Source organism: Rhodococcus sp. Chr-9 (genome assembly GCF_000801125.1).
In the GTDB taxonomy this organism is placed as follows: Bacteria; Actinomycetota; Actinomycetes; order Mycobacteriales; family Mycobacteriaceae; genus Rhodococcus; species Rhodococcus pyridinivorans.
The window spans coordinates 52,745-75,610 of sequence record NZ_JTIZ01000122.1 but is presented as its reverse complement, the minus strand read 5'-3'; the positions used below and the strand labels follow the sequence as shown (position 1 = coordinate 75,610).

At 67.8% G+C, this 22,866-nt stretch carries 20 protein-coding genes, 1 tRNA gene and 1 pseudogene; 12 read left to right on the top strand and 10 right to left on the bottom strand.

All coding sequences use genetic code 11. From position 1 onward, the window contains the following. Positions 1-15: 15 nt before the first annotated feature. From fdh to QR64_RS19410, 4 genes are read left to right on the top strand one after another with little or no spacing between them, the layout of a single operon-like run. Positions 16-3,333, top strand: coding sequence for a formate dehydrogenase (fdh, locus tag QR64_RS19425; protein WP_235367250.1), 3,318 nt, complete (start codon positions 16-18; stop codon positions 3,331-3,333). Further along, positions 3,330-4,244: a 4Fe-4S dicluster domain-containing protein gene (locus QR64_RS19420; RefSeq protein ID WP_039586853.1), complete on the top strand. Its 915-nt coding sequence runs from the start codon at positions 3,330-3,332 to the stop codon at positions 4,242-4,244. The genes fdh and QR64_RS19420 overlap by 4 nt, the downstream gene beginning before the upstream one ends. Further along, a complete protein-coding gene (gene nrfD, locus QR64_RS19415; RefSeq protein WP_039586851.1) occupies positions 4,241-5,260 on the top strand; it encodes an NrfD/PsrC family molybdoenzyme membrane anchor subunit in 1,020 nt (339 codons plus the stop codon). The genes QR64_RS19420 and nrfD overlap by 4 nt, the downstream gene beginning before the upstream one ends. Before the next feature lie 33 nt (positions 5,261-5,293). Further along, positions 5,294-6,598: an OFA family MFS transporter gene (locus tag QR64_RS19410; RefSeq protein ID WP_033096441.1), complete on the top strand. Its 1,305-nt coding sequence runs from the start codon at positions 5,294-5,296 to the stop codon at positions 6,596-6,598. Between the two features lie 22 nt (positions 6,599-6,620). On the opposite strand, the gene QR64_RS19405 is transcribed toward QR64_RS19410, so the two are convergent. From QR64_RS19405 to QR64_RS19390, 4 genes are read right to left on the bottom strand one after another with little or no spacing between them, the layout of a single operon-like run. Next, positions 6,621-7,049: a hypothetical protein gene (locus tag QR64_RS19405; protein WP_232333329.1), complete on the bottom strand. Its 429-nt coding sequence runs from the start codon at positions 7,047-7,049 to the stop codon at positions 6,621-6,623. 50 nt (positions 7,050-7,099) lie between these two features. Then, positions 7,100-7,342: a hypothetical protein gene (locus tag QR64_RS19400; RefSeq protein WP_006554382.1), complete on the bottom strand. Its 243-nt coding sequence runs from the start codon at positions 7,340-7,342 to the stop codon at positions 7,100-7,102. Further along, the gene (locus tag QR64_RS19395) at positions 7,320-8,576 is read right to left on the bottom strand and encodes a fatty acid desaturase family protein (RefSeq protein WP_033096439.1); all 1,257 of its coding nucleotides are present in this window, start codon (positions 8,574-8,576) and stop codon (positions 7,320-7,322) included. Before QR64_RS19395 ends, QR64_RS19400 begins: the two co-directional genes overlap by 23 nt. Positions 8,577-8,618: 42 nt before the next feature. Continuing rightward, on the bottom strand, positions 8,619-9,737 hold the full coding sequence (locus QR64_RS19390) for a ferredoxin reductase (protein ID WP_039586849.1): 1,119 nt from the start codon (positions 9,735-9,737) through the stop codon (positions 8,619-8,621). Between the two features lie 154 nt (positions 9,738-9,891). Between QR64_RS19390 and QR64_RS19385 the strand changes: the two genes are divergently transcribed. Both QR64_RS19385 and QR64_RS19380 read left to right on the top strand, forming a co-directional pair. Continuing rightward, positions 9,892-10,545, top strand: coding sequence for a TetR family transcriptional regulator (locus QR64_RS19385; RefSeq protein WP_006554379.1), 654 nt, complete (start codon positions 9,892-9,894; stop codon positions 10,543-10,545). Between the two features lie 78 nt (positions 10,546-10,623). Beyond that, on the top strand, positions 10,624-11,457 hold the full coding sequence (locus QR64_RS19380; protein ID WP_024100537.1) for an alpha/beta fold hydrolase: 834 nt from the start codon (positions 10,624-10,626) through the stop codon (positions 11,455-11,457). A gap of 39 nt (positions 11,458-11,496) precedes the next feature. On the opposite strand, the gene QR64_RS28745 is transcribed toward QR64_RS19380, so the two are convergent. Further along, positions 11,497-11,622, bottom strand: a complete 126-nt coding sequence (locus tag QR64_RS28745; RefSeq protein WP_019289009.1) for a hypothetical protein — start codon at positions 11,620-11,622, stop codon at positions 11,497-11,499. A 134-nt stretch (positions 11,623-11,756) separates the two neighbouring features. Continuing rightward, positions 11,757-11,813 (bottom strand): annotated as a pseudogene (locus tag QR64_RS28740) (TetR/AcrR family transcriptional regulator); the annotation flags it as partial. 174 nt (positions 11,814-11,987) lie between these two features. Between QR64_RS28740 and QR64_RS19370 the strand changes: the two are divergent. Both QR64_RS19370 and QR64_RS19365 read left to right on the top strand, forming a co-directional pair. Continuing rightward, positions 11,988-12,794: an acyl-CoA thioesterase gene (locus QR64_RS19370; RefSeq protein ID WP_039586848.1), complete on the top strand. Its 807-nt coding sequence runs from the start codon at positions 11,988-11,990 to the stop codon at positions 12,792-12,794. Between the two features lie 112 nt (positions 12,795-12,906). After that, complete coding sequence (locus QR64_RS19365) at positions 12,907-13,797, top strand: SGNH/GDSL hydrolase family protein (protein ID WP_006554375.1); 891 nt, start codon at positions 12,907-12,909, stop codon at positions 13,795-13,797. A 6-nt stretch (positions 13,798-13,803) separates the two neighbouring features. On the opposite strand, the gene QR64_RS19360 is transcribed toward QR64_RS19365, so the two are convergent. Next, positions 13,804-15,135 (bottom strand): MFS transporter, encoded by a 1,332-nt coding sequence (locus tag QR64_RS19360; RefSeq protein ID WP_019289006.1) that lies wholly within the window; start codon positions 15,133-15,135, stop codon positions 13,804-13,806. Positions 15,136-15,265: 130 nt separating this feature from the next. Here QR64_RS19360 and cmrA point away from each other — a divergent pair, with 130 nt between their 5' ends. Further along, positions 15,266-16,072, top strand: a complete 807-nt coding sequence (cmrA, locus tag QR64_RS19355) for a mycolate reductase (RefSeq protein ID WP_006554373.1) — start codon at positions 15,266-15,268, stop codon at positions 16,070-16,072. A 27-nt stretch (positions 16,073-16,099) separates the two neighbouring features. Here the strand turns inward: cmrA and QR64_RS19350 are convergent, their stop codons facing one another. Further along, positions 16,100-17,641 (bottom strand): helicase HerA-like domain-containing protein, encoded by a 1,542-nt coding sequence (locus tag QR64_RS19350; RefSeq protein ID WP_019289005.1) that lies wholly within the window; start codon positions 17,639-17,641, stop codon positions 16,100-16,102. Between the two features lie 273 nt (positions 17,642-17,914). Here QR64_RS19350 and QR64_RS19345 point away from each other — a divergent pair, with 273 nt between their 5' ends. From QR64_RS19345 to QR64_RS19335, 3 genes are all read left to right on the top strand, one after another. Continuing rightward, on the top strand, positions 17,915-19,372 hold the full coding sequence (locus QR64_RS19345; RefSeq protein ID WP_039586846.1) for a flavin-containing monooxygenase: 1,458 nt from the start codon (positions 17,915-17,917) through the stop codon (positions 19,370-19,372). A 72-nt stretch (positions 19,373-19,444) separates the two neighbouring features. After that, on the top strand, positions 19,445-20,044 hold the full coding sequence (orn, locus tag QR64_RS19340) for an oligoribonuclease (protein ID WP_024100533.1): 600 nt from the start codon (positions 19,445-19,447) through the stop codon (positions 20,042-20,044). An 86-nt stretch (positions 20,045-20,130) separates the two neighbouring features. Continuing rightward, positions 20,131-20,203: transfer RNA gene (locus tag QR64_RS19335), tRNA-His, on the top strand. 92 nt (positions 20,204-20,295) lie between these two features. On the opposite strand, the gene QR64_RS19330 is transcribed toward QR64_RS19335, so the two are convergent. Both QR64_RS19330 and QR64_RS19325 read right to left on the bottom strand, forming a co-directional pair. Further along, positions 20,296-21,441 carry a lipase family protein gene (locus QR64_RS19330; RefSeq protein WP_039587356.1) on the bottom strand — a complete coding sequence of 382 codons (1,146 nt, stop codon included), beginning with the start codon at positions 21,439-21,441 and terminating at the stop codon, positions 20,296-20,298. Positions 21,442-21,458: 17 nt separating this feature from the next. Then, positions 21,459-22,679, bottom strand: a complete 1,221-nt coding sequence (locus QR64_RS19325; RefSeq protein ID WP_183079146.1) for an Ig-like domain-containing protein — start codon at positions 22,677-22,679, stop codon at positions 21,459-21,461. Positions 22,680-22,866: the final 187 nt, after the last annotated feature.

Here is a 22,866-nt window from a genome sequence, read left to right as displayed (position 1 = left end):
AGGAAAGGAGCACAGATGGCGGAGAAGGACACGTCCCTCCCCTGGCCCGTCCTGCGCCAGTTCCTCGGGAAGGACCTGCTCGGACGCGGCAAGGCCGCACGGTCCCGTCGTACCGAGGAGATCGAACCGCGCACCTCCACCGCCGATCGTGTCGCCCGCAGCGTGTGCCCCTACTGCGCTGTCGGATGCGGACAGAAGATCTTCGTCAAGGACGACAAGGTCGTCCAGATCGAGGGCGATCCCGACAGTCCGGTGAACCGCGGGCGCCTGTGTCCCAAGGGTTCGGCGAGCAAAAACCTCGTCACCAGCGAGCTGCGCGAGACCCGGGTCCGCTACCGCCGGCCCTACGGCACCGAATGGGAAGACCTCGATCTCGACACGGCCATGGAGATGGTCGTCGACCGCGTGCTGAAGACCCGCCGCGAGACCTGGCAGGAATTCGACGACAAGGGCCACCGTGTCCGGCGCACGATGGGTATCGCCAGTCTCGGCGGTGCCACGCTGGACAACGAGGAGAACTACCTCATCAAGAAGCTGTTCACAGCGATGGGGGCGGTCCAGATCGAGAATCAGGCCCGCATATGACACTCCGCCACCGTCCCCGGTCTGGGGACCAGCTTCGGGCGCGGCGGTGCCACCGGCTACACGGCCGACCTGGCGAACGCTGACTGCATCATCATCCAGGGTTCCAACATGGCCGAGGCCCACCCGGTGGGCTTCCAGTGGGTCGTGGAGGCCCAGAAACGCGGTGCCCGCGTCATCCACATCGACCCGCGCTTCACCCGTACCAGCGCGGTGGCGGACAAGCACGTCCCGATCCGGGTCGGCAGCGACATCGCCTTCCTCGGCGGCATCGCCAACTACATCCTGAGCAACGAGCTGGACTTCCGCGAGTACGTCGTCAACTACACGAACGCCGCGGTGCTCGTCAGCGACAAGTTCGAGGACACCGACGATCTCGACGGGCTCTTCTCGGGCTTCGACCCCGAGAAGCGGACCTATGATCCGACGAGCTGGCAGTACGACGTGGAGGACGAATCCGGCGACCTGCACAAGTCGCAGGCCAACGGCTCCGACGAGCACGCCGAGCATCGAGACACGGCCGCGGGCCTGCAGAACGAGTCGCACGGCATGCAGACGGCGAGCCACCCGAGGCGCGACGAGACCCTACAGCACCCGCGGTGCGTCTACCAGGTGCTCAAGCGGCACTTCGCCCGCTACACCCCCGAGGTGGTCGAGCAGGTGTGCGGCGTCTCGCAGGAGGACTTCCTCGACGTCTGCCGCGCGTGGACCGAGAACTCCGGTCGGGAGCGGACGACGGCGCTCGTCTACAGCGTGGGCTGGACCCAGCACAGTGTCGGTGTGCAGTACATCCGCACCGGCGCGATCCTGCAGCTGCTGCTCGGCAACATGGGCCGCCCCGGCGGAGGCATCATGGCGCTGCGCGGTCATGCCAGCATCCAGGGCTCGACCGACATCCCGACGTTGTTCAACTTGTTGCCCGGCTACCTGCCGATGCCCGACGCGAACAAGCACCACTCGTTCACGGACTGGGTCGACAGCGTGCGCAACCCGGGCAGCAAGGGTTTCTGGTCGAAGGCCGACGCCTACGCCGTGAACCTGCTCAAGGCGTACTGGGGCGACGCGGCGAACGCCGACAACGACTACTGCTTCGACTACATGCCGAAGATCACCGGCGACCACGGCACCTACCGTTCGGTGCTCGACATGATCGACGGAAAGGTCAAGGGCTACTTCCTCCTCGGCCAGAATCCGGCCGTCGGCTCCGCCCACGGGCGCGCCCAGCGGCTCGGGATGGCGAACCTCGACTGGCTCGTGGTGCGCGACCTGTTCGAGATCGAGAGTGCCAACTTCTGGAAGGACTCCCCGGAGGTCGAGACCGGCGAGATCGTGACCGAGGAGTGCGCCACCGAGGTGTTCCTCTTCCCGGCGGCGTCCTACGCCGAGAAGGAAGGCACCTTCACGCAGACCCAGCGGATGCTGCAGTGGCGGGAGAAGGCCGTCGAGCCGCCGGAGGACTGCCGCTCGGAACTGTGGTTCTTCTACCACCTCGGCCGCATGATGCGGGAGCGTCTGGCCGAGTCCACCGACGAGCGCGACCGCCCGCTGCTCGACCTGGCGTGGGACTACCCCGTGCACGGCGAGCACGACGAGCCGAGTGCCGAGGCGGTGCTCATGGAGATCAACGGTTACGACGTCGCGACCCACCGGCCGCTGTCGTCGTTCACCGAGATGAAGAACGACGGTTCCACGCTCGGTGGCTGCTGGATCTACACCGGGGTCTATGCCGACGGCGTCAACCAGGCCAACCGTCGCAAGTCCCGGCACGAGCAGTCGTTCGTGGCTCGCGAGTGGGGCTGGGCGTGGCCGATGAACCGCCGCATTCTCTACAACCGGGCCTCCGCCGATCCCGAGGGCCGGCCGTGGAGCGAACGCAAGGCCTACGTGTGGTGGGACGACGACGCGCAGCAGTGGACGGGCGCGGATGTCCCGGACTTCGAGAAGACGAAGCCGCCGAGCTACCGCTCCCCCGAAGGCGCCGACGGTGTCGAGGCGATCGAGGGAATCGATCCGTTCATCATGCAGGGCGACGGCAAGGGGGCCCTCTACGTACCCCAGGGGCTCATCGACGGCCCGATGCCGACGCACTACGAGCCGGTGGAGTCGCCGTTCCGCAATCCGCTCTACGCGCAGCAGGCCAACCCGACGCGCATGGAGTACCGGCGTGACGACAACCCGATGAACCCGTCACCGCCGGAGGAACACAGCGACGTGTTCCCCTTCGTGTTCACGACGAGCCGTCTCACCGAACACCACACCGCCGGCGGGATGAGCCGCTATCTCGAACATCTCGCCGAACTGCAACCGGAGATGTTCGTGGAGGTCTCCCCTGCCCTGGCGGCCGAGCGCGGACTCGAGCACATGGGCTGGTGCCACGTGATCACCGCCCGTTCGGCGGTCGAGGGCCGGGTACTGGTGACCGAGCGGTTGCGCCCGCTGAAGGTGGAGGGCCGTATCGTGCACCAGATCTGGATGCCCTACCACTGGGGTGGCGGCGGCATGGTGACCGGCGACTCGACCAACGATCTGATCGGAATCACGCTGGACCCCAACGTACTCATCCAGGAGAGCAAGGTCGGCACGTGCGACGTCCGGGCCGGACGTCGTCCGTCCGGAGCGGCATTGCGGGAGTACGTCGAGGGATATGCACGGCGGGCCGGGGTAACCGATGACGTGTACCCACCCATCGTGACGGTCCCGGACGGCGATACGGCCTCGGACGATCCACGTGACCCGGAGGAGGACGAGTGACCGGTCCCAACAGCTTCTTCGGACCGATCGATCCGGCACCCGATGCCGGGTACGAGGATCCGCCTGCTCGCAAGGGCTTCTTCACCGACACCAGTGTGTGCATCGGGTGTAAGGCCTGCGAGGTGGCCTGCAAGGAGTGGAACGACGTCCCCGAGAACGCCTTTGCGATGCTCGGCACGTCGTACGACAACAGTCATTCGCTCAACGCCAACCAGTGGCGGCACGTCGCCTTCATCGAGCGCCCTGCGGAATCCAAGCCCGCGGTCTCGCTGGGAATGCCGACCGTCGGGGCGACCCCGACGGAGCTCCCGGAGGAGGAGAAGCCGGACTTCCGCTGGTTGATGTCCTCGGACGTGTGCAAGCACTGCACCCACGCGGCGTGCCTCGACGTGTGCCCGACCGGCTCGCTGTTCCGCAGCGAGTTCGGCACGGTGGTCGTGCAGGACGACATCTGCAACGGTTGCGGATACTGCGTGGCCGCCTGCCCGTACGGTGTCATCGACCGCCGCAAGGGCCCGGAGAGCGACCCGAAGGTCGGTATCGCCCAGAAGTGCACCCTCTGCTACGACCGGCTCACCGACGGCCAGACACCGTCCTGCGCGCAGGCGTGCCCCACGGAGTCGATCCAGTACGGCGACGTAGAAGAGTTGCGCGCCCGCGCCGAGGAAAGACTGGCAACCCTGCACGAGCGCGGTGTGAGCGAGGCGCGGCTCTACGGCAACGATCCCGAGGACGGGGTCGGCGGGACCGGCGCCTTCTTCCTGCTCCTCGACGAACCGGAGGTCTACGGCCTTCCGCCGGATCCGGTGGTGACGACCAAGGACCTGCCGGAGATGTGGACGCGCGCCGCCGTCGCGGCCGTCGCGATGCTGGCGGGCGCCGCCGCGTCGTTCCTGAGGAGGCGCGGATGACCCAGGTGCAGCACGGCGGCAGCCCGGGCAACCCCCGCCGGTCCGGTGGCGGTCGCGGCGGCGACCCGGTGATGGTGCCGGAGGCCGACTTCGAGTCCTATTACGGGCGCCAGATCGTGAAACCGGCTCCGTGGGAACACGACATCGCGATCTACCTGTTCACCGGGGGCGTGGCCGCGGGCAGTTCGCTGCTCGCCGCGGGCGCCGATCTCACGGGGCGGCGCGCCCTGCGCCGGGTGGCCCGATTCGGTTCGCTCACAGCGCTGCTCGTCAGTGTCGGTGCTCTGGTCCACGATCTCGGCAAACCCAGTCGCTTCCTCAACATGCTGCGGGTCGCGAAACCGACCTCACCGATGTCGGTCGGGACGTGGATCCTGTCCTTGCACGGTCCGTTCGCGGGTCTCGCATCGGTCGCCGAGATCGCCGAGATGCTCCCCGCCCGGTGGAAGCGCGGGCCGGTACGCCTGCTGCTCGCCCTCGGCCGGCCCGCCGGGATCGTCGGCGCGCTGACAGCACCACCGGTCGCCGCGTACACCGGAGTCCTGTTGTCCGACACCGCAACTCCGGCCTGGCACTCCGCCTACAAGGAGATCCCCTTCGTGTTCTGCGGGTCGGCCGCTGCCGCGTCGGGCGGTCTCGGACTGCTGGGTACGCCGGTCGCCGAGGCGGGGCCGGCGCGCGCCTTCGCGGTCGGCGGTGCGCTCGTCGAACTCGCGACCGAGCAGCAGATGGAGAAGTCGATGGGCCTGTCGGCCGAGACGCTCCACCACGGCCGTCCCGGGCGACTGATGAAGGCCAGCAAGGCGTTGACGGTGGCCGGTGCGCTCGGCGCACTCGTCGGTCGCCGCAATCGGGTGGTGTCGGCGGTGTCCGGCGCCGCACTCATGGTCGGTTCGCTGTGCACGCGACTCGGCGTCTACGAAGCCGGCATCGCGTCGGCGAAGGATCCCAAGTACACCGTCGTTCCCCAGCGTGAACGAGTCGATCGCGGGGAACCCGTTCGTTACCGCAGCTGAGATCCGGCTCGCGGGCAGGACGAAGGAGAACGCATGGACTCCGGCAAGCCTACGCGCGAACCACACGGCGACGCCGCGACGGCTCAGCCTCCGGGCAGCTTCCGCTGGCTCCTCGTGGCCGGGGGTCTGTTGCTGCAGTTCTCGATCGGCGCGGTCTACGCGTGGTCGGTCTTCGGCGGAGCCCTCGAGAGCGCCGACTCCTGGCAACTGAGCACGGTCCGGGCCTCACTGCCGTTCACCGTGACCATCGGCATGATCTTCATCGGCACCTATCTCGGTGGCCGACTGCAGGATCTGAAAGGTCCCCGAGTCGTCGCGTTGATCGGCGGCATCATCTATGCGCTCGGCATCCTGCTCGCCTCGTTCACCGACGGAGCCGAGGACTACTGGCTGCTCATCCTCGGGTACGGCATCATCAGCGGTTTCGGGCTGGGCTTCGCGTACATCGTCCCGATCGCCATGCTGCAGAAGTGGTTCCCCGACAAGACCGGTCTCATCACCGGACTCGCTGTGGGCGGTTTCGGGTTCGGCGCGGTGCTCACCTCGCCGGTCGCGCAGTGGCTCATCGACCGGAATCCGGACGATCCCACGAGTGCGTTCCTGCCGTTGGGTATCGCCTACCTCGTGATGTCGCTGGCCGGTGCGGCCCTCTTCCGCAATCCGCCCGAGGGGTACACCGTGCCGGGCTTCGAACCCACCGGCAGCGACGGCAGCGGGAGCGACCGCGGCAAGGAGTACACCCAGGGCGAGGCCTTGCGCACGCCCCAGTGGTACCTCCTGACCGCCATCCTCACCCTGTGCGTGACCGCCGGCATCTCCCTGATCTCGCAGGCGAAGCCGAGCGCATCCGACATCGCCGGTTTCAGCGCCTCCGGCGCGGCGGCGCTCGTGGGTGCGCTCGCGATCTTCAACGGCGCAGGCCGGATCGTCTGGGCGGCGATCTCCGACCGTATCGGCCGGATGAAGACCTTCACCGCACTGCTCGTGCTGCAGGGCGTGTGCCTGATCGTGCTGCCGCACGCCAGTGGCGTGGTGCTGTTCTCGATCCTGGCCGCGATCATCTACCTCTGCTACGGCGGCGCATTCGGCACCATGCCCGCCACCGCCGGCGACTTCTTCGGGGTCCGCAACGCCGGCGCCATCTACGGCCTGATGCTCATCGGGTGGAGCATCGGCGGCATCATCGGCCCGATCATCGCGTCTACGCTCCTCGGCGACGACAAGGCCTATACCCTCGCCTACACCACCATCGGCATCATCGCGCTCGTATCGGTCGTGCTCACGATGATCACGAAGGTACCCGCGGCACGCCGGGAGTCGGCCTCGGCCCGGTCCTGATCCGGAGCGCCGCCCTGCTCGCTCACACTCGGGGCGCTTCGTGGGTGTGCAACCACGAGACGACCTGCGTGCGGGAGTGCACGCCGAGTGTGTCGAGGATCCGTTCCAGGACACCGTTCGCCGCGTCGACTGCAGAGCCGAGGCGCCCGAGATGGAAATGGGCGAGCCCCGAGACCCACAGCGCAGAGGCCTTGTTCCACCGCTCGCCGTGCTGGCCCGCCATCTCGACGACACGAGCACACGCCTTCAGGGCGTCGTCGCGTCGTCCGTCGTAGGTCTGCGCCATCGCCAGCTGGAACAGGCAGGTCAGCTGGGCGGCGTGGTGGCCGTGCGTACGATGCACCCGGGCCGCACGGAGGTAGAGGCCGATCGCCTCGGCCGTCGCCCCGCAGAACAGTGCGTGCAGAGCGCTCCAGTGCGCGACGAGGTGGCCGGGTCCGTCACCCCGCACCACCTCGAGCGTCCCCGCGCGGTAGGAACTCGATCCGCCCTTCCGATCCGCTACTCCGCGGGAGGGGCCGAGCGACGATCCGACGTCGCCGGCCCTTCTCCGCGTTCCTCGTCGTCGCGCGCGGCGCGGGCGGCCTCGCGCATCTCGATCGCGTCGGTGATCAACTCACCGATCTCGCGGGTGACGTCGCGGACCGCTCCGGTGATGATCCCCGCGATCGCGCCGACGTGGGTGGCCGCCGACTCGGTGACCTCCTGGATCGTGTCCTTGTTACGCTCGAATCTTCCCACCATGTTCGACCCCCTCGATCGTGTCGTCCGCGAGGGTACCCGCATCGTCGAGCGGGCGATCGGTGGAGCGGTGACGTTCGATGATCACCCGCGACTCGGGTTCGGGCGCGAACCAGCCGGGAGGGAGAGCAAGCGTGAAGATCTTCTTCCACACCGACGTCACCTGGGCGGTGAAGCCACCGGTGTTGTACGGAAGTCCGTGCTTCTCGCACAGTTCCCTGACCTTCGGCGCGAGCTCCGGATAGCGGTGCGCCGGCAGGTCGGGGAACAGGTGGTGCTCGATCTGGTGCGACAGGTTGCCCGACATGATGTGGAACAACGGCGACCCGGTGATGTTCGCGCTGCCCAGCATCTGCCGGACGTACCACTCACCACGGGTCTCCTCGGCGGTCTCCTCCTCCGTGAAGGACTGCACGCCGGACGGGAAGTGGCCGCAGAAGATGATCGAGTACGCCCACACGTTGCGCACCAGATTGGCGGTCGCGTTGCCGAGCAGCGTCGGGAAGAACATCGGTCCGCTCAGCAGCGGGAAGGCGATGTAGTCCTTGATCACCTGACGGCGCGCCTTGCGCCACCAGCCTTTCGCGATCGGGATCACGTCGCGCCACGAGCGTTTCCCGGCGACGATCCGGTCGACCTCCGCGTCGTGCATCATCACGCCCCACTCGAACAGCAGCATGAGGGCGGTCGCGTAGACCGGGTTGCCGAGATAGTAGGGATGCCACTTCTGGGCCGGGTCCATGCGCAGGATCCCGTATCCTATGTCGCGGTCCTGGCCGAGGATGTTGGTGTAGGTGTGGTGCACGTAGTTGTGCGAGTGCCGCCACTGGTCCGACGGGCACACCGTGTCCCATTCGAAGACACGGGAATTCAGCGACGGCTCGCGCATCCAGTCGTATTGACCGTGCATGACGTTGTGCCCGATCTCCATGTTGTCGAGGATCTTCGACACGCTCAGCGCCGCGACACCGGCGACCCATGCGGGCGGGAGGAATCCGACGAAGAGCAGACCGCGACCGGCGATCTCGAATCCGCGCTGCGCCCTGATGATCCGGTAGAGATACTCACGGTCCTCGTCACCGAGGGATGCGAGCGTCTGCTCCCGCAGTGCGTCGAGTTCGCGGCCGATCTCCTCGACACTGTCGTGGTCGAGGACGAGCGGTTCGTTCTCGACCGAAGAGCTGCGGTCGGACAGGAAGGGCAGGAAGGGAACGGTGGGTAGGGACAATCCGAACATGATGTCCTCCAATGATTTCGGTGGTGTCGCCGGACGGCCGGTTCAGAGTTCGACGGCGACGTCGCCGACCGGGGCGCTGACACAGATCTGGATGCGGCGGCCCGGTTCCGAATCGACGTCGCCGGTACGCACGTCGCGCGTGCACCCCGACAGCCGGACGGTGGTGCAGCTGTGGCAGATGCCCATGCGGCATCCGTGTTCGGGCGTGAGACCGGCCGCTTCGGCCTGTTCGAGCAGCGTCGACCCGGTGTTCTGGGCAACCACGCCGGATTCGGCGAAGGAGATCTCGCCGCCGGCATCGTCCGTCGACACGACCGGTGGTGCGAGGACGAATTCCTCGGTGTTCACCATCGTCTCGGCTCCCTGTTCGGCGTAGACCGCGCGGATGCCCGCGACCATCTCCGCCGGACCACACACGAAGGTGGGCGTGTCGGCGTACCAGGGTGCGACGGCCGCGAGGTGGCTGCGGTCGAACCAACCCTGCAGCAGCCCGTCGTCGGAGCGGGTGTGCGCGTGGACGATCTCGATGTTGGGTCGGTCGGCAAGAGCGTCGAGTTCGGCGCGGCGCGGAACATGCCCGGGGGTGCGGGTGTAGTAGAGCAGCACCGCGCACCCGTCGTACCCCTCGGCGACGAGACCGGACAGCATCGACAGCACGGGAGTCAGCCCGGAGCCCGCGGCGACGAACAGCAGACGTCGGGGGCGTGGGCTCGGCAGCACGAACTCGCCTGTGGGAGAACCGAGTTCGATGACGTCTCCGACCTGCGCTCGGTCGTGGAGGTGGCGTGAGACGGTACCCTCGGGATGCCTGCCGATGGTGAACCGCAGGTCGGGCCGGCGCTTCGACTCCGCTTCGACGAGCGTCGGCGAGTAGCAGCGCGTATGCCGCACACCGTCGACACGCACCGACACGGTCACGTACTGCCCGGGTAGGGGTCGGCACGGCTGCGCGGGGCGCACCGTGATCGTGAGCGAGTCGGTGGCACTTCGGTCCACATCTGTAATCCGGGCATAGTTCGCCGACGTGACGAGAAGCGGGTCGGCGAGTTCCAGGTAGCGGTCCGGGTGATGCGGGTAGGACAGCACTCCGAGTGCCTCTACCAGCAATTTTCGCAACGAACCCGAGCGCCGGACGGGCGTCGTACGGGCGCGCACGATCATGTCTGTCCGCCTTTCGGTAGACCTCTGCGTGCTCAGTGAACGGATGTGCACTGAAATCAGTGTGACAGCCGGACACACCCGCCTGTCAACCCCGATGTGACTGCTGACACAGATGTACGGACACCGCTGGGAACGTCATGCCTAGACTCAGGGGGTGTCCACCGCTTCCGCACCTCCGCCGACCACACGCGCCGAACGCAAGGAACGCACACGTCAGGCGCTTCTCGACGCCGCCCTCGACCTGTCCGCCGACCGGGGACTCGGCGGGCTGAGTCTGAGGGAGGTGGCCCGTCACGCGGGCATCGTGCCCACCGCGTTCTACCGGCACTTCTCGTCCATGGACGAGCTCGGCGTCACCCTTGCGGCGGACACGATGCGGGTACTTCGGCGCCTGCTGCGCGACGCGCGTCGCACGCCCGGTCCGGCAGGTGCGCGGCAATCGCTCGACGTGCTGGTCCAACAGGTACGGGCACACAAGGCGGCTTTCCGGTTCCTGGCACGCGAACGCCACGGCGGCGTTCCCGAGGTCGCCGCCGCGATCTCCGTCGAACTGCGCCTGCTGACCAGCGAGCTCGCCGCCGACCTGGGCCGCTCCCCGGGCCTCGAGGACTGGGAGTTCGACGATCTCGAGATGGCCGCCGATCTGCTGGTCACCGCGATGCTCGATTTCGTCCTCGACCTGCTCGCCGTCGAACGTCCCGGCAGTGCGCAGGAATCGGAGGTGGTCACGCGCGCGGAGAAACAGATGCGTCTGATCCTGCTGGGCGCGGCGGCGTGGCGGCCGCGACGGACGTCGAACGACCGGTGACGGGTCGGCTCGACGCCGGTTCGTCGAGGTGGCCAGGAAATCCTGTCGCAGACACTCCTCTTCCGTAACGTGGTTCCCATGGCATCGACCGAACCCGCCACCTACGACGACCTGACCTTCGACGTGCGCGTGGCGGGTCCGAGGGACGGCCCACCCGTCGTGCTCCTGCACGGCTTCCCCGAGACATCACGCAGCTGGACGCCGGTGGCGCGCCTGCTCGTCGAGCGCGGTTTCCGCGTGATCGCCCCCGACCAGCGCGGGTACTCCCCCGGTGCCCGGCCGAACGGCGTCGAGCACTACGCGGTGCCGGCGCTCGCCGGTGATGTCCTCGGCCTGCTCGACGAGTTCGGGCTCGATCGCGTCCACCTCGTCGGACACGACTGGGGCGCCGCTGTGGCGTGGTACTTCGCCGCCCACAATCCCGATCGCGTCTCGGCGTTGACCGCGGTCTCGGTCCCCCACCTCGCCGCCTACGGCTGGGCGTTGCGGGAGGACGCCGACCAGCGCGAACGCTCCTCCTACATCGGTCTCTTCCGCGAGGAAGGCAAGGCGGAGACCCTGCTCCTCGCCGATGACGCGCGGCGCCTGCGGGCGATGTTCACCTCCGCAGTCGACCACGACTCGGTCGACCACTACGTCTCCGCCCTGTCCGCGCCGGGCGCTCTCACCGCCGCCCTGAACTGGTATCGCGCCATGACACGGGATCTCGATTCGACTCCCCCGGTCCGCGTCCCGACGACCTACATCTGGAGCACCGCCGACATCGCGATCGGCCGCGCCGGCGCCGAACGCTGCGGCGAATTCGTCGACGCCGAGTACGACTTCGTGGTCCTGCCCGACGTCTCGCACTGGATTCCGGAGGAAGCGCCGGCCGAGATCGCGAACGCAATCTCGCGGCGACGGAACGGCTGAGAGTCCACCGACCGTGGCTTCCGGCCGCTGCAGCTTCGGTCAGCCCACCACCGGGGCGAGCAGCACCTCGAGTTCGGCGACGACCGCATCGAGCGGAGCCGGACTGCGTTGCGCCGGGGCCGCGACCAGCGCGCCCTCCAGGGCGGCGATGACCAGGCTCGCCAACGACCGGCACGCTCTGCACCGACGCCGGCGGCCGTCAGCGACCGCTCGATCCGGGTGGTTGCCCGGTCCGTCGTCTCTTCGACGAGTTGCGCCTTACCGCCGGGAAAGTGGTGGTAGATCGAGCCGCGCGGCGCCCCGCTGTTCTCGAGCACGTCCCGGAACGACGTGGCCGCGACACTTCGTTCGCTCATCAGCGCGATCGCGCCGGCGATCATCGCCGCGCGCGGTCCGTCCCGCCGTTCTGCAGCGATCACCCGTTCCTCCGGCAGTGGTGGTGGTCCCCCATACTCTGTGTATGTTGTCGTACGGATCCGATCCTGCGCGACACCATCTTCCGAGGAGACCCTGCCAGGACCGACGTCTCGGTGACCACTCACGTCTTCGACGCTGCCGTCGACCTGTTCGAGGTCCGGGACGATCGCACCGAAGGGCACACGCACCCCGCCTACGCGAACATGGTCGGCCCGTTCGGCGGTATCACGGCCGCGACTCTCCTCCGCGCGGTCGAACGACACCCGGACGTCCTCGGCATACCGCTGTCCCTGACGATCAACTACGCCGGCCCCATCGCCGACGGACCGTTCGACATCGCGGTGCGCCCGGTGCGCACGAACCGGACCACCCAGCACTGGTCGATCGAACTGTCGCAGGGCGGCGAGGTCGCCACCACCGCAACGGCCGTCTTCGGTCTCCGTCGCCCCACCTGGTCGTCGACCGAACTGCAGGCGCCGGCCGCCCCGGCACCCGACTCGCTCGAGCCGACACCGCTGCCCGACTTCATCGCGTGGGCACGCAACTACGAGATGCGGTACACCGCAGGAGTCGTTCCCGAGGAGGGCAGCGCGGAGGTCGCCGACTCCACGTCGACGCTGTGGGTCCGCGACGTCCCGTCGCGCCCGCTCGACTTCGCCTCGCTCACCGCGATGTGCGACATCTTCTACCCCCGGGCATTCCTGCGTCTGGGTCGGGTGCTGCCGGCCGGCACGGTCTCGATGACCGTCTCCTTCCACGCGGACCCGGAGACCGTTGCCGCGCAATCCGACAGCCCCGTGCTCGCGACCGCACGTGCGAATCGGTTCGAACAGGGCTTCTTCGACCAGAGCGCACAACTGTGGGGTCGCGACGGCGTTCTGCTCGCGACCTCGCACCAGATCGTCTACTTCAAGGCATGAGCGGGACGCTCGGTATTCGATCGACCCGACCGGTCGGCATTCGGCGCCCGCTCCGGTCACCGGCACACCTGTAGCCTCGGAAACATCCACCCACCGGATTGCGAGGTCCACTGTGACGATGCCGAGACTTCTCCGACGGTCGGGGGTCATCGCCTGCGCCGCAATCGCGTTCACGACCGTGGGCACGGTCGCCTGCGCCGACACGCAGGACATGCCCCCGGCTGCGGACTACGCGTCGTACGTCGCCCTGGGAGACTCGTTCACCTCCGGGCCCGGCATCCCGCCGCAGACCGACGGCGATCCGTGCGGGCGGTCGGCGAGCAACTACCCCACCCTCGTCGCGACCGATCTCGGTATCGAGGACTTCGTCGACGCGTCGTGCGGCGCCGCCACCTCACTCGACTTCGCGATGCCTCAGACCACCTTCCGCGGCGCGACGGTGCCACCGCAGTACGACGCGCTGCGCCCCGACACCGAACTCGTCACTGTGGGTATCGGCGGCAACGACATCGGTCTCGTCCAGCTGGCGCTGGGATGCGTCAATCTCTCGGCGCCACCCGATGGCGCGTCGTGCGCGATCACGAACACCCCGGACGGCACCGACCGTGTCGACGCCGCCATCGACGCCTTCGCGCCCGTCTACACCACGGTGATCGACGAGATCCGCCGGCGTTCCCCGGAGGCACGCATCGTGCTCGTCGGCTATCCCACCGGAATCCGCGACGGCGGGTGCTTCCCCGAGCAGCGGATCTGGCCCGACGACGCGACCTACCTGCAGGAGAAGATCGACCGGTTGAACACCGTCATGCGCGAGCAGGCCGAGGCCGCCGACGTGGACTACGTCGATCTGCGCGATTCGAGCCGCGACCACGACGTGTGCGCCGATCCGGAGACCCGGTGGATGGCCGGCCTGCAGCCGGCCGCCGGATCGATCCCGCTGCATCCGAACGCGGCCGGGCACCGCAACGCCGCCGACCAAGTGCTCGCCACGATCACCGACTGAGCCGGTTCACGCCTGCTCCGGCGTCTCGGGAGCCCGCACGGCGAGCAACGACACCAGGCCCGCGCCGAGCACGATCAGCAACCCCACGATCCCCGCTCGGTCGGTGCCGAACCACCACACGAAGAACCCGAACAGCGTCGGTGCCAGAAACGACACCGCACGTCCCGTCGTCGCGTAGAGACCGAACATCTGCCCCTCCCGTCCCGGCGGGGTCAGGCGCGCCAGGAAGGTCCGCGCCGACGACTGGGCCGGACCGACGAACAGACACAGCACCAGACCGAAGATCCAGAACATCGTCGGACCCGACACCACGAGCAGGACGATGCTGGTCGCGATCATCGCGACCAGCGAGCCCACGATGACCGCCTTGGGCCCGACCCGGTCGTCGACGCGTCCGGCCACCAGTGCGCCCACCGCGGAGACGACGTTCGCGGCGACACCGAAGATCAGCACGTCGCCCGCTCCGATCCCGTAGACCGTGACGGCGAGGACCGCCCCGAAGGTGAAGACGCCGGCGAGACCGTCCCGGAACAACGCCGACGCCCCGAGGTACCAGATGGTGCGACGATCCGCCCGCCACAACTCCGTCAGGTCGCGCCACAGCACGCGGTAGGACTCGACGAAACCGGCGCGGCGGGCGACGTCGCCACGCGCGACCGGCTTCTCCGGGACGGCGAGCAGCACGGGCACAGCGAACACCGCGAACCATACGGCCGCGAACAGCGCGACGAGCCGGATGTTGGTGCCGCCCTCGGTGGGCACACCGAGGAAACCGCGGGTGTCGCCGTCGCCGGCGATGAACCCGGTGTAGCACAACAGCAGGAGCACGATGCCACCGAAATAGCCCATCGCCCAACCGAAGCCCGACACCCGTCCGATGTCGTCCGGCGTCGACACCTGGCGCAGCATCGAGTTGTACGGGACCTGCGCGAGCTCGGCCATCACGGATGCCACGCCGAGCAGGACCAGCCCGAGCCACAGATAGTGGTAGTCGTCGCGCACGAAGTACATCGCCGCCATCGCCGCGACGGTGACCCCGGTGAGGATGCCCAGCGACCATTTCCGTCGCCCGACTGCGTCGTACCGCTGGCCCGACACCGGCGCGGTCACGGCGATGACGAACCCGGCGATGCCGAGCGACCATCCGAGCCAGGTGCTCGCCGAGATCCCACCCGGCAGGTCGTCGCCGACCGCGTCGGTGAGATAGACGGAGAATACGAACGTCAGGATCACGGCGTTGAACGCCGCGGAACCCCAGTCCCACAGACCCCACGAGACGACCTGACGACGTGTCGTGGCCTCCCCGGCCCCGCTCGCCGTGTCCGTGAACGCATTCATGCCCCGGAGCCTAGGCTTCCGGAGCTGCGGTGGCATGGAACGACTCCGTCGCGCGGCACCGAACGACTCGGCCCTATGGCCGGGGCGGGCCCGGTCGCCGCTCCCGAGCCTGCCGCTACGCTGACCCACTGTGACTCTGCCGAATCCCCATCCCGATGCCCGTGCCGTCGTCACCGGAGCGTCCTCCGGCATCGGCGAGGCCCTCGCAACCGAACTCGCCACCCGCGGCCATTCGCTGATCCTGGTCGCCCGTCGCGGAGAGGTGATGGAGGTCCTCGCCGAGACCCTGCGCGCGAAGCACGGCGTGACCGTCGAGGTGCGCGCCTGCGATCTGTCGGACCGCGACGCACGGACACCACTCGCCGACGAACTCGGACGTAGGCGCATCAGCATCCTGTGCAACAACGCCGGTATCGCCACCTTCGGCGCGGTCGCCGAGCTCGACGCGGCCTACGAGCGGGCACAGGTCGAGCTCAACGCCGTCGCCGTCCACGACCTCACCCTCGCGGTGCTGCCGCAGATGGTCGAGCGGAACTCCGGCGCGATCCTCATGGTGGGTTCGGCCGCAGGCAACATGCCGATCCCGAACAACGCCACCTACGCCGCGACGAAGGCGTTCGTCAACACCTTCTCCGAGTCCCTGCGCGGTGAGCTCAAGGGCACCGGCGTGCATGTCACGCTGCTCGCCCCCGGCCCGGTGCGCACCGAGGAACCCGACCCGGCCGAGGCGTCGATCGTCGACAAGCTGGTCCCGGACTTCCTGTGGATCTCGAGCGAACACACCGCGAAGGTGTCGCTCGACGCGCTCGCCGCGAACCGGATGCGCATCGTGCCCGGTGTGATCAGCAAGGCCATGTCGGCTGCCGGTCAGTTCTCGCCGCGGTCCATCTCGGCCCCGATCGCCGGCGCGTTCTACAAGAAGCTCGGCGGCAGCTGACGGGCCACCGCCCAACGAATCGTTCCTTCACCGCCTTCGGCGGCGTCCTGTGCCGAATAGGCTCCGGCCGATCTCGCGGCCGGCTGCGGACGCCGCCGAGCGGATGAAGCTGCGCACGGCTGCGCTGCCGAGCACCTGCTCCACGACCGACGCCCCGGCATCGTCCGGCGCCTGCGACGGCATGTCCGGGATCGGTTCGATGTCGGTGGCCCCGACCACCGATGCGGTGAGCTTCTCGTAGGCCGATTCCCGGTCGATGGTGCGGCCGTACTTCCCGTAGAGCGGGTTCGCTTGCGCCGACGCACGCATCGCGCTCTCCCCCACTGTGCCCATCAGCGAGCGCGGCGGTCGCAGACGCGTCCAGGCGACGGGCGTGGGCGTGCCCAGTTCGGACAGGACCGTCACGATCGCCTCCCCGGTCGCCAGACCGGTCAGAGCGTCGGCGAGATCGTAGGCGTCGGTCTTCGGGAAGGTACGCACCACCTTCGCGAGCGCGGCCTCGTCCTCGGGGGTGAAGGCGCGCAACGCGTGCTGGATCCGCGCTCCCAGTTGTGAGAGCACGCTCCGGGAGATATCGGTGGGCGACTGCGTACAGAAGACCACACCGACGCCCTTGGACCGGATGAGCTTCACGGTCTGTTCGATCTGCTGCAGGAACGCCTTCGACGCATCGGTGAAGAGCAGATGCGCCTCGTCGAAGAAGAACACGAGCCGCGGTGTGTCGACGTCGCCGACCTCCGGTAGCGACTGGAACAGGTCGGCGAGCAACCACATCAGGAATGTCGAGAACAGCGCGGGTCGAGTGGCCTCGTCGCCGAACTCGAACAGGTTGATCGTGCCCTGACCGTCGATCACCCGCAGCAGGTCCTCGACCTCCAGTTCGGGTTCGCCGAAGAATCCGTCCCCACCCGCGTTCTCGAGGTTGACGACCGCGCGGAGGATGACGCCGGCGGTCGCGGGCGACACGGCACCGAGATCGTCGAGTGCACCGCGCCCTTCGTCGCTCGTCAGGTGGCGGATCACCTGCCGCAGGTCGGCGAGATCGAGCAGCGGCAGGCCGTTGCGGTCGGCCCAGTGGAAGATCAACCCGAGAGTGGACTCCTGAATGGCGTTGAGCCCCAGCACCTTCGAGAGCAGGATCGGCCCGAACGAGGTGACGGTGGCGCGGACGGGGATACCGACCCCGTCGGTACCGAGCGAGTAGAAGGCCACAGGGTGCCCCGTGGGCGTCCAGTCCTCGTCGCCGGTGTCGCCCGCGCGGTTGAGCACCGCATCGTCGGGCTCGCCGGCGGCCGACAGGCCCGACAGATCGGACTTCACGTCGGCCATCACCACCGGCACCCCCGCCGCCGACAGTTGTTCGGCCATGACCTGCAGCGTCTTGGTCTTGCCCGTGCCGGTCGCACCGGCGACCAGCGCGTGACGATTCAGAGTGGCGAGCGGGATGCGCACCGGCGCGTCGGGATCGGCGACGCCGTCGAGCACGACGGTGCCCAGTTCCAGCGCCTCGCCGATCACCTCGTACCCGGCCGCGATGGTCGCGGCGGTGATCTCCGGCTTGTCGGTCATGCTCGCCCCCTCCGGCCTCGACCTCGCCCACTGCGACGGTACCGGGCCGTCGAACCCACGGAAGAACCATTCTTATCGGATGCCGGAATTGTCGCATTACAGTGATTCCGATCACAACCGCAGCGGCATGGTTTCCCAGCTAGTACACCGCGTTGACCTGCACTTTCTCTACGAGAATCCGTTCCGTCGACGACGTGAGGATCGTTCGCAAAAACAACGACGTGTGCTAGCAACGAACTACGCGACATATTCCACGAACACAGGAGAAACACATTGACGCCCAAGATCGCCATTCTCGGAGCAGGTCCCAGTGGACTCGCACAGCTGCGTGCTTTCGAAGCAGCCCGAAAGGCCGGTCTGGAGCAGATCCCCGACATCGTCTGCTACGAGAAGCAGCCCGACTGGGGAGGAATGTGGAACTACACCTGGCGCACGGGACTCGACGAGCACGGTGAGCCCGTCCACGGGAGCATGTACCGCTACCTGTGGTCCAACGGCCCGAAGGAATGCCTCGAGTTCGCCGACTACTCCTTCGAGGAGCACTTCGGACGCCCCATCCCGTCGTACCCGCCGCGCGCCGTCCTGCTCGACTACATCATGGGTCGCGTCGAGAAGAGCGACGTGCGCAAGTACATCCGGTTCAACACTGCGGTGCGGTGGGTCGAGTGGTCCGACGAGACGCAGAAATTCACCGTGACGGTGATGAACCACGACCGGGGCGCGCTGGAGTCCGACGAGTTCGACCACGTCGTCGTCGCCACCGGACACTTCTCCACCCCGCAGGTCCCCCACTTCGACGGTCTCGACCGGTTCCCGGGACGTGTGCTGCACGCCCACGACTTCCGCGACGCCCGCGAGTTCACCGGCAAGCGACTGCTGCTCGTCGGCAGCAGCTACTCGGCCGAGGACATCGGAACGCAATGCATCAAGTACGGCGCCGAACAGGTCACCTTCAGCTACCGCAGCGCACCGATGGGTCACCACTGGCCCGAGCAGTTCTCCGAGGTGCCGTTGCTCACCCATGTCGACGGCAAGGTCGCCCACTTCCGTGACGGCAGCACCCGCGTGGTCGACGCCATCGTGCTGTGCACGGGGTACAAACACCACTACCCGTTCCTGCCCGACGAACTCGCACTGCGCACCGACAACCGGCTCTACCCGCGCGACATCTACAAGGGCATCTTCTTCCAGCGCAACCCGAAGCTGATGTACCTCGGCGCACAGGACCAGTACTTCACGTTCAACATGTTCGACGCCCAAGCCTGGTACGCACGCGACTTCATGCTCGGCCGCGTCGACCTGCCCGACCTCGACACCCGCGAGCAGGACATCGACCACTGGCGGGCACGCGAGGAGAAGCTGTTGTCGCCGGTGGAGGAAATCGACTTCCAGGCCGCGTACATCCGCGATCTCGTCGACCGCACCGACTACCCCGAGTTCCACGTCGAACGCCAGGGGGAGGTGTTCAAGCAGTGGAAACAAGATAAGAAGCGCGACATCATGGGCTACCGCAACAACAGCTACCCCTCGACGCTCACCGGCACCGTCGCTCCGCCGCTGCCGGCACCGTGGATGGAGATCCTCGACGACTCCCCCGAGTCCTTCCTTCGGCACGACTTCACCGCCCCGGAAGTGAGCACAGTGGGCCGGACCCTCGACCGGCAGTACACCCCGGCGGCACGTCGTTCCACCCGTCCGGCGGCGCCGCGCACGACCCCCGTGAAGGCGTGAGGGTGCCCGTTTCCTACCGGACCGTCGACGCCGCGCCTCATGGGTGCGGCGTCGGTGGATAGTCTGTCTGTCGTGCAGGACAAACTGGTATGGATCGACTGTGAGATGACGGGGCTGCGTCTCGGCAGCGACAAACTGATCGAGATCGCGGCTCTGGTCACCGACAGTGATCTCAACGTGCTCGGCGAGGGCGTGGACATCGTGATCCACGCCGATGACGACGCCCTCGCCGACATGCCGGAAGTCGTGCAGCAGATGCACGAGCGGTCCGGCCTCACCGAAGAGGTGCGCCGCTCGACGGTCAGCCTCGCCGAAGCGGAGAAGCAGGTCCTCGCGTACATCCGGGAGCACGTCACCGAGGCGGGCACGGCGCCGCTGGCCGGCAACTCCATCGCGACCGACCGCGCGTTCATCACCCGCGACATGCCCGAGCTCGACAACTACCTGCACTACCGCATGGTGGACGTCAGCTCGATCAAGGAGCTGTGCCGGCGCTGGTATCCGCGCATCTACTTCGGCCAGCCGGAGAAGGGCCTGTCGCACCGGGCACTAGCGGACATCAAGGAGTCGATCCGCGAACTGCGCTACTACCGGCGCACGGCCTTCGTGGCGCCTCCCGGCCCCACTCCGGCCGATCTTGCAGCCGTCGTAAAGGACCTGGGACCGGCCTGACCAGCCGATTCGTCTTTTTCGTCTTCGTCAGGCTAGTATCTGTACCGCAGGCGCAAGCCACCGAAAGGTTGCCGGCGAATGCAATGGTGAGTGTAGTTCAGTTGGTAGAGCACCAGGTTGTGATCCTGGCTGTCGCGGGTTCGAGTCCCGTCACTCACCCCGAAGAGAACCCCCGATCGGATTTCCGATCGGGGGTTTTCTCGTTCCCGGAAGAATCCTCACGCACAGCGGTTCCTCACGCGCAGGCCGGTCTATTCGAACGAGCGCGTCACGAAGGCGTCGACGTCGGCCCGGGAGCGCTCCACCGTCGTGTAGTGCCCGGCCATATAGACGCGGTAGTCGACGTCCGCCCCTGCGACCTTCATATCGGCGGCGAGCGCCGCGGACAGCGGCAACGGGACCATCACGTCGTGGATGCCGTGCGCGAGGAAGACCGGCCGGTCGTAGCCGTCCACCGGGGCGGCGAGATAATCGGCCAGCAGCGACGGCATCGGACCCTCGGCCAGCGGGCGCGCGAGCAGATCCCCGACCGGGATGTCGCGCACCGACTCCTCGAGATCGTCGTAGCAGAGCTCTTCGGCGCGATCGACGACCTCACGGCCGATCGGGGTCAGGTAGCCCTCGACGTCGGCCTCGGGGTAGGCGTCGCGCAGCCCAGCGAAGATGTACCCGCTGAAGCTGACGAGGCCCCACAGTCCAGGATCGGGGAAGCCCGGGACGCCGATCGTGAAGGCCCGTTCGAGGTTCGCCGGAGCACCCGTCGCGACCGTTCCGCGGAAGTCGAGTTCGGGAGCGCGGGAGGTCGCGATCGCAGCGGTGTGCAGCGCCGCGTGTCCTCCCTGCGACTGCCCCATCACGATCCAGCGCTCCGACAGCGGCGCCCCACCGTCGCGGGCGGCCCGGACGATGTCGACGATGCTGTTCGCGGCGCTGGGGCCGTCGAGATAACGGTGGAGACCCTCGGAGCCCAGACCCGGGAAGTCGGCCGAGACGACCGCGTACCCGGAATCGAGCCAGTGCTGCAGATAGGTCCGCTCGAGATCGGAACGCGGCGTGCGGGTCGTGAGCGCGCAGTCGTCGCCCACACCGGTCGTGCCGTGTGCCCACGCGATGACGGGCCAGCCACCCTCGGGGGCATCCCCCCCGGGCAGGAACAACGCGCCCGTGGCGACGGTCGGCTCCCCCGACCGCCACTCGGTGGCGTACTCGAGCTTGATGGCCGTCGCGGCACCGGGCACCGACAGTTCGTCGGGCAGCGGCTGTTGCGAGACCACCGAACCCGGTGCCGGAGCGGTCGACGACGCGACCGGCGAGGCCGCCGCCCCTGCCGGTGTCAGCGCCGCGAGCAGCACGGCACCGCAGAAGGCAGCGCTCCACCATCTCCCCCGAACGGCCATCGATCCCCCTTCACCCGTCACGCCGCAGCGTTGCCGGCTTTCCATGTCGACCACGGGATGTTCCAGTCACCGAGTCCGTCCGTTCCGGGGAGAGTGCCGCCCACGGTGTTGCGGACCACGACGATGTCGCCGCGCTTGGTGTTGTCGAAGATCCACTTGGCGTTGGCGGGGCTGAGGTTCAGGCAGCCGTGACTGACGTTGCGCACACCCTGGTCGCCGAGCGACCACGGGGCGGAGTGGAAGAAGATGCCGCTGTAGGACATCCGCGTCGCCCACTCGACCGGCGTGCGGTAACCCTGCGCCGAGTCGGAGGGGACGCCGTAGGTGGACGAGTCCATGATCATGGACTCGAACCGGTCGCCGATGATGTAGACGCCGTTGGGCGTGGGCGTGGAGTCCTTGCCGAAGGAGGTCGGCATCGCGATGACGTCGACGCCGTTGCGCGTGACAGTGACCTGCTTGGTCGCGTCGTCCGCCGTGATGACCACCGCATCGCCGATGGTGAAGGACGAGTGGACGTCGGACTGACCGAAGAGGCCGTCGCCGAGATCCTTGCCGTAGACGTTCACATCGACGGTGATGGCGGTGCCGGGCACCCAGTAGTTCTCCGGCCGCCACCGCACCTCGCGGTTGTTGACCCAGTAGAAGGCGCCCTCGACGGGCGGGTTCGTGGTGACGGTGATGGCCGCCTCGGCCGCGAGCCGATCCGGGATGTTCTCGTCGAACTGCACGGCGATCGGCTGGCCGATACCCACGATCGAACCCTCACCGGGCAACACGTAGGGCTGGGTGAGATTGGCCGGCGACGAGGTGGTGAAGGCCGCCGTCGACGTGGTCGCGCCGCCGAGTCCGTACGCGACGGTCTCGAGCGTGTAGGAGCGGTTGTAGCCGAGCGGTGCGGTGTTCACCCAGGTGAGTCCGTCGTCGGCGAGTTCGCCCTGCACCGGCTCCCCTGCAGGGTTGAGCAGGGTCACCGAGTCGAGCTTGCCGTTGACCACCGAGACCGTCACCGGGTCGATCGGCGAGAAGCCGACCGATCCGTCGGCGACACTCGACGACACCGTCGGCTTGATCAGCGCCGCCACGGGATTGGAATCGATGGGCACTTCTTCGGCGCCCGTTCCCGAACCGCCGGCGCATCCCGTGACGAACGCAACAACGCCGACGACGACCACTCCGAGGATTCCCCGTACCCGACGACCCCGGGGGTTCCCCGCACTCGACTCCGTCACTTCCATACTCCGATCCCGCCTCCCCCAAGGCACCGAAAACGCACGTCACAACACCGAACACGATGATGCCAGCTTCTCTTGCGGCCGACCCGACGCGACTCCCCCGTACGTCGGTAACGTTCGAATGACAATCGCTCCGACCGTCCGATCCGTTACCTCCACAACCTTACAGAAACATTCTGACCAGCCGATT

Bases quoted from the DNA above. Each gene is read 5' to 3' on its own strand.
- QR64_RS19330 (WP_039587356.1), bottom strand. From the start codon at position 21,441: ATGGCCGTTCGGGGGAGATGGTGGAGCGCTGCCTTCTGCGGTGCCGTG.
- QR64_RS19380 (WP_024100537.1), top strand. From the start codon at position 10,624: ATGGCATCGACCGAACCCGCCACCTACGACGACCTGACCTTCGACGTG.
- nrfD (WP_039586851.1), top strand. From the start codon at position 4,241: ATGACCCAGGTGCAGCACGGCGGCAGCCCGGGCAACCCCCGCCGGTCC.
- QR64_RS19400 (WP_006554382.1), bottom strand. From the start codon at position 7,342: ATGGTGGGAAGATTCGAGCGTAACAAGGACACGATCCAGGAGGTCACC.
- QR64_RS19395 (WP_033096439.1), bottom strand. From the start codon at position 8,576: ATGTTCGGATTGTCCCTACCCACCGTTCCCTTCCTGCCCTTCCTGTCC.
- QR64_RS19390 (WP_039586849.1), bottom strand. From the start codon at position 9,737: ATGATCGTGCGCGCCCGTACGACGCCCGTCCGGCGCTCGGGTTCGTTG.
- QR64_RS19350 (WP_019289005.1), bottom strand. From the start codon at position 17,641: ATGACCGACAAGCCGGAGATCACCGCCGCGACCATCGCGGCCGGGTAC.
- QR64_RS19410 (WP_033096441.1), top strand. From the start codon at position 5,294: ATGGACTCCGGCAAGCCTACGCGCGAACCACACGGCGACGCCGCGACG.
- QR64_RS19325 (WP_183079146.1), bottom strand. From the start codon at position 22,679: ATGGAAGTGACGGAGTCGAGTGCGGGGAACCCCCGGGGTCGTCGGGTA.
- QR64_RS19360 (WP_019289006.1), bottom strand. From the start codon at position 15,135: ATGAATGCGTTCACGGACACGGCGAGCGGGGCCGGGGAGGCCACGACA.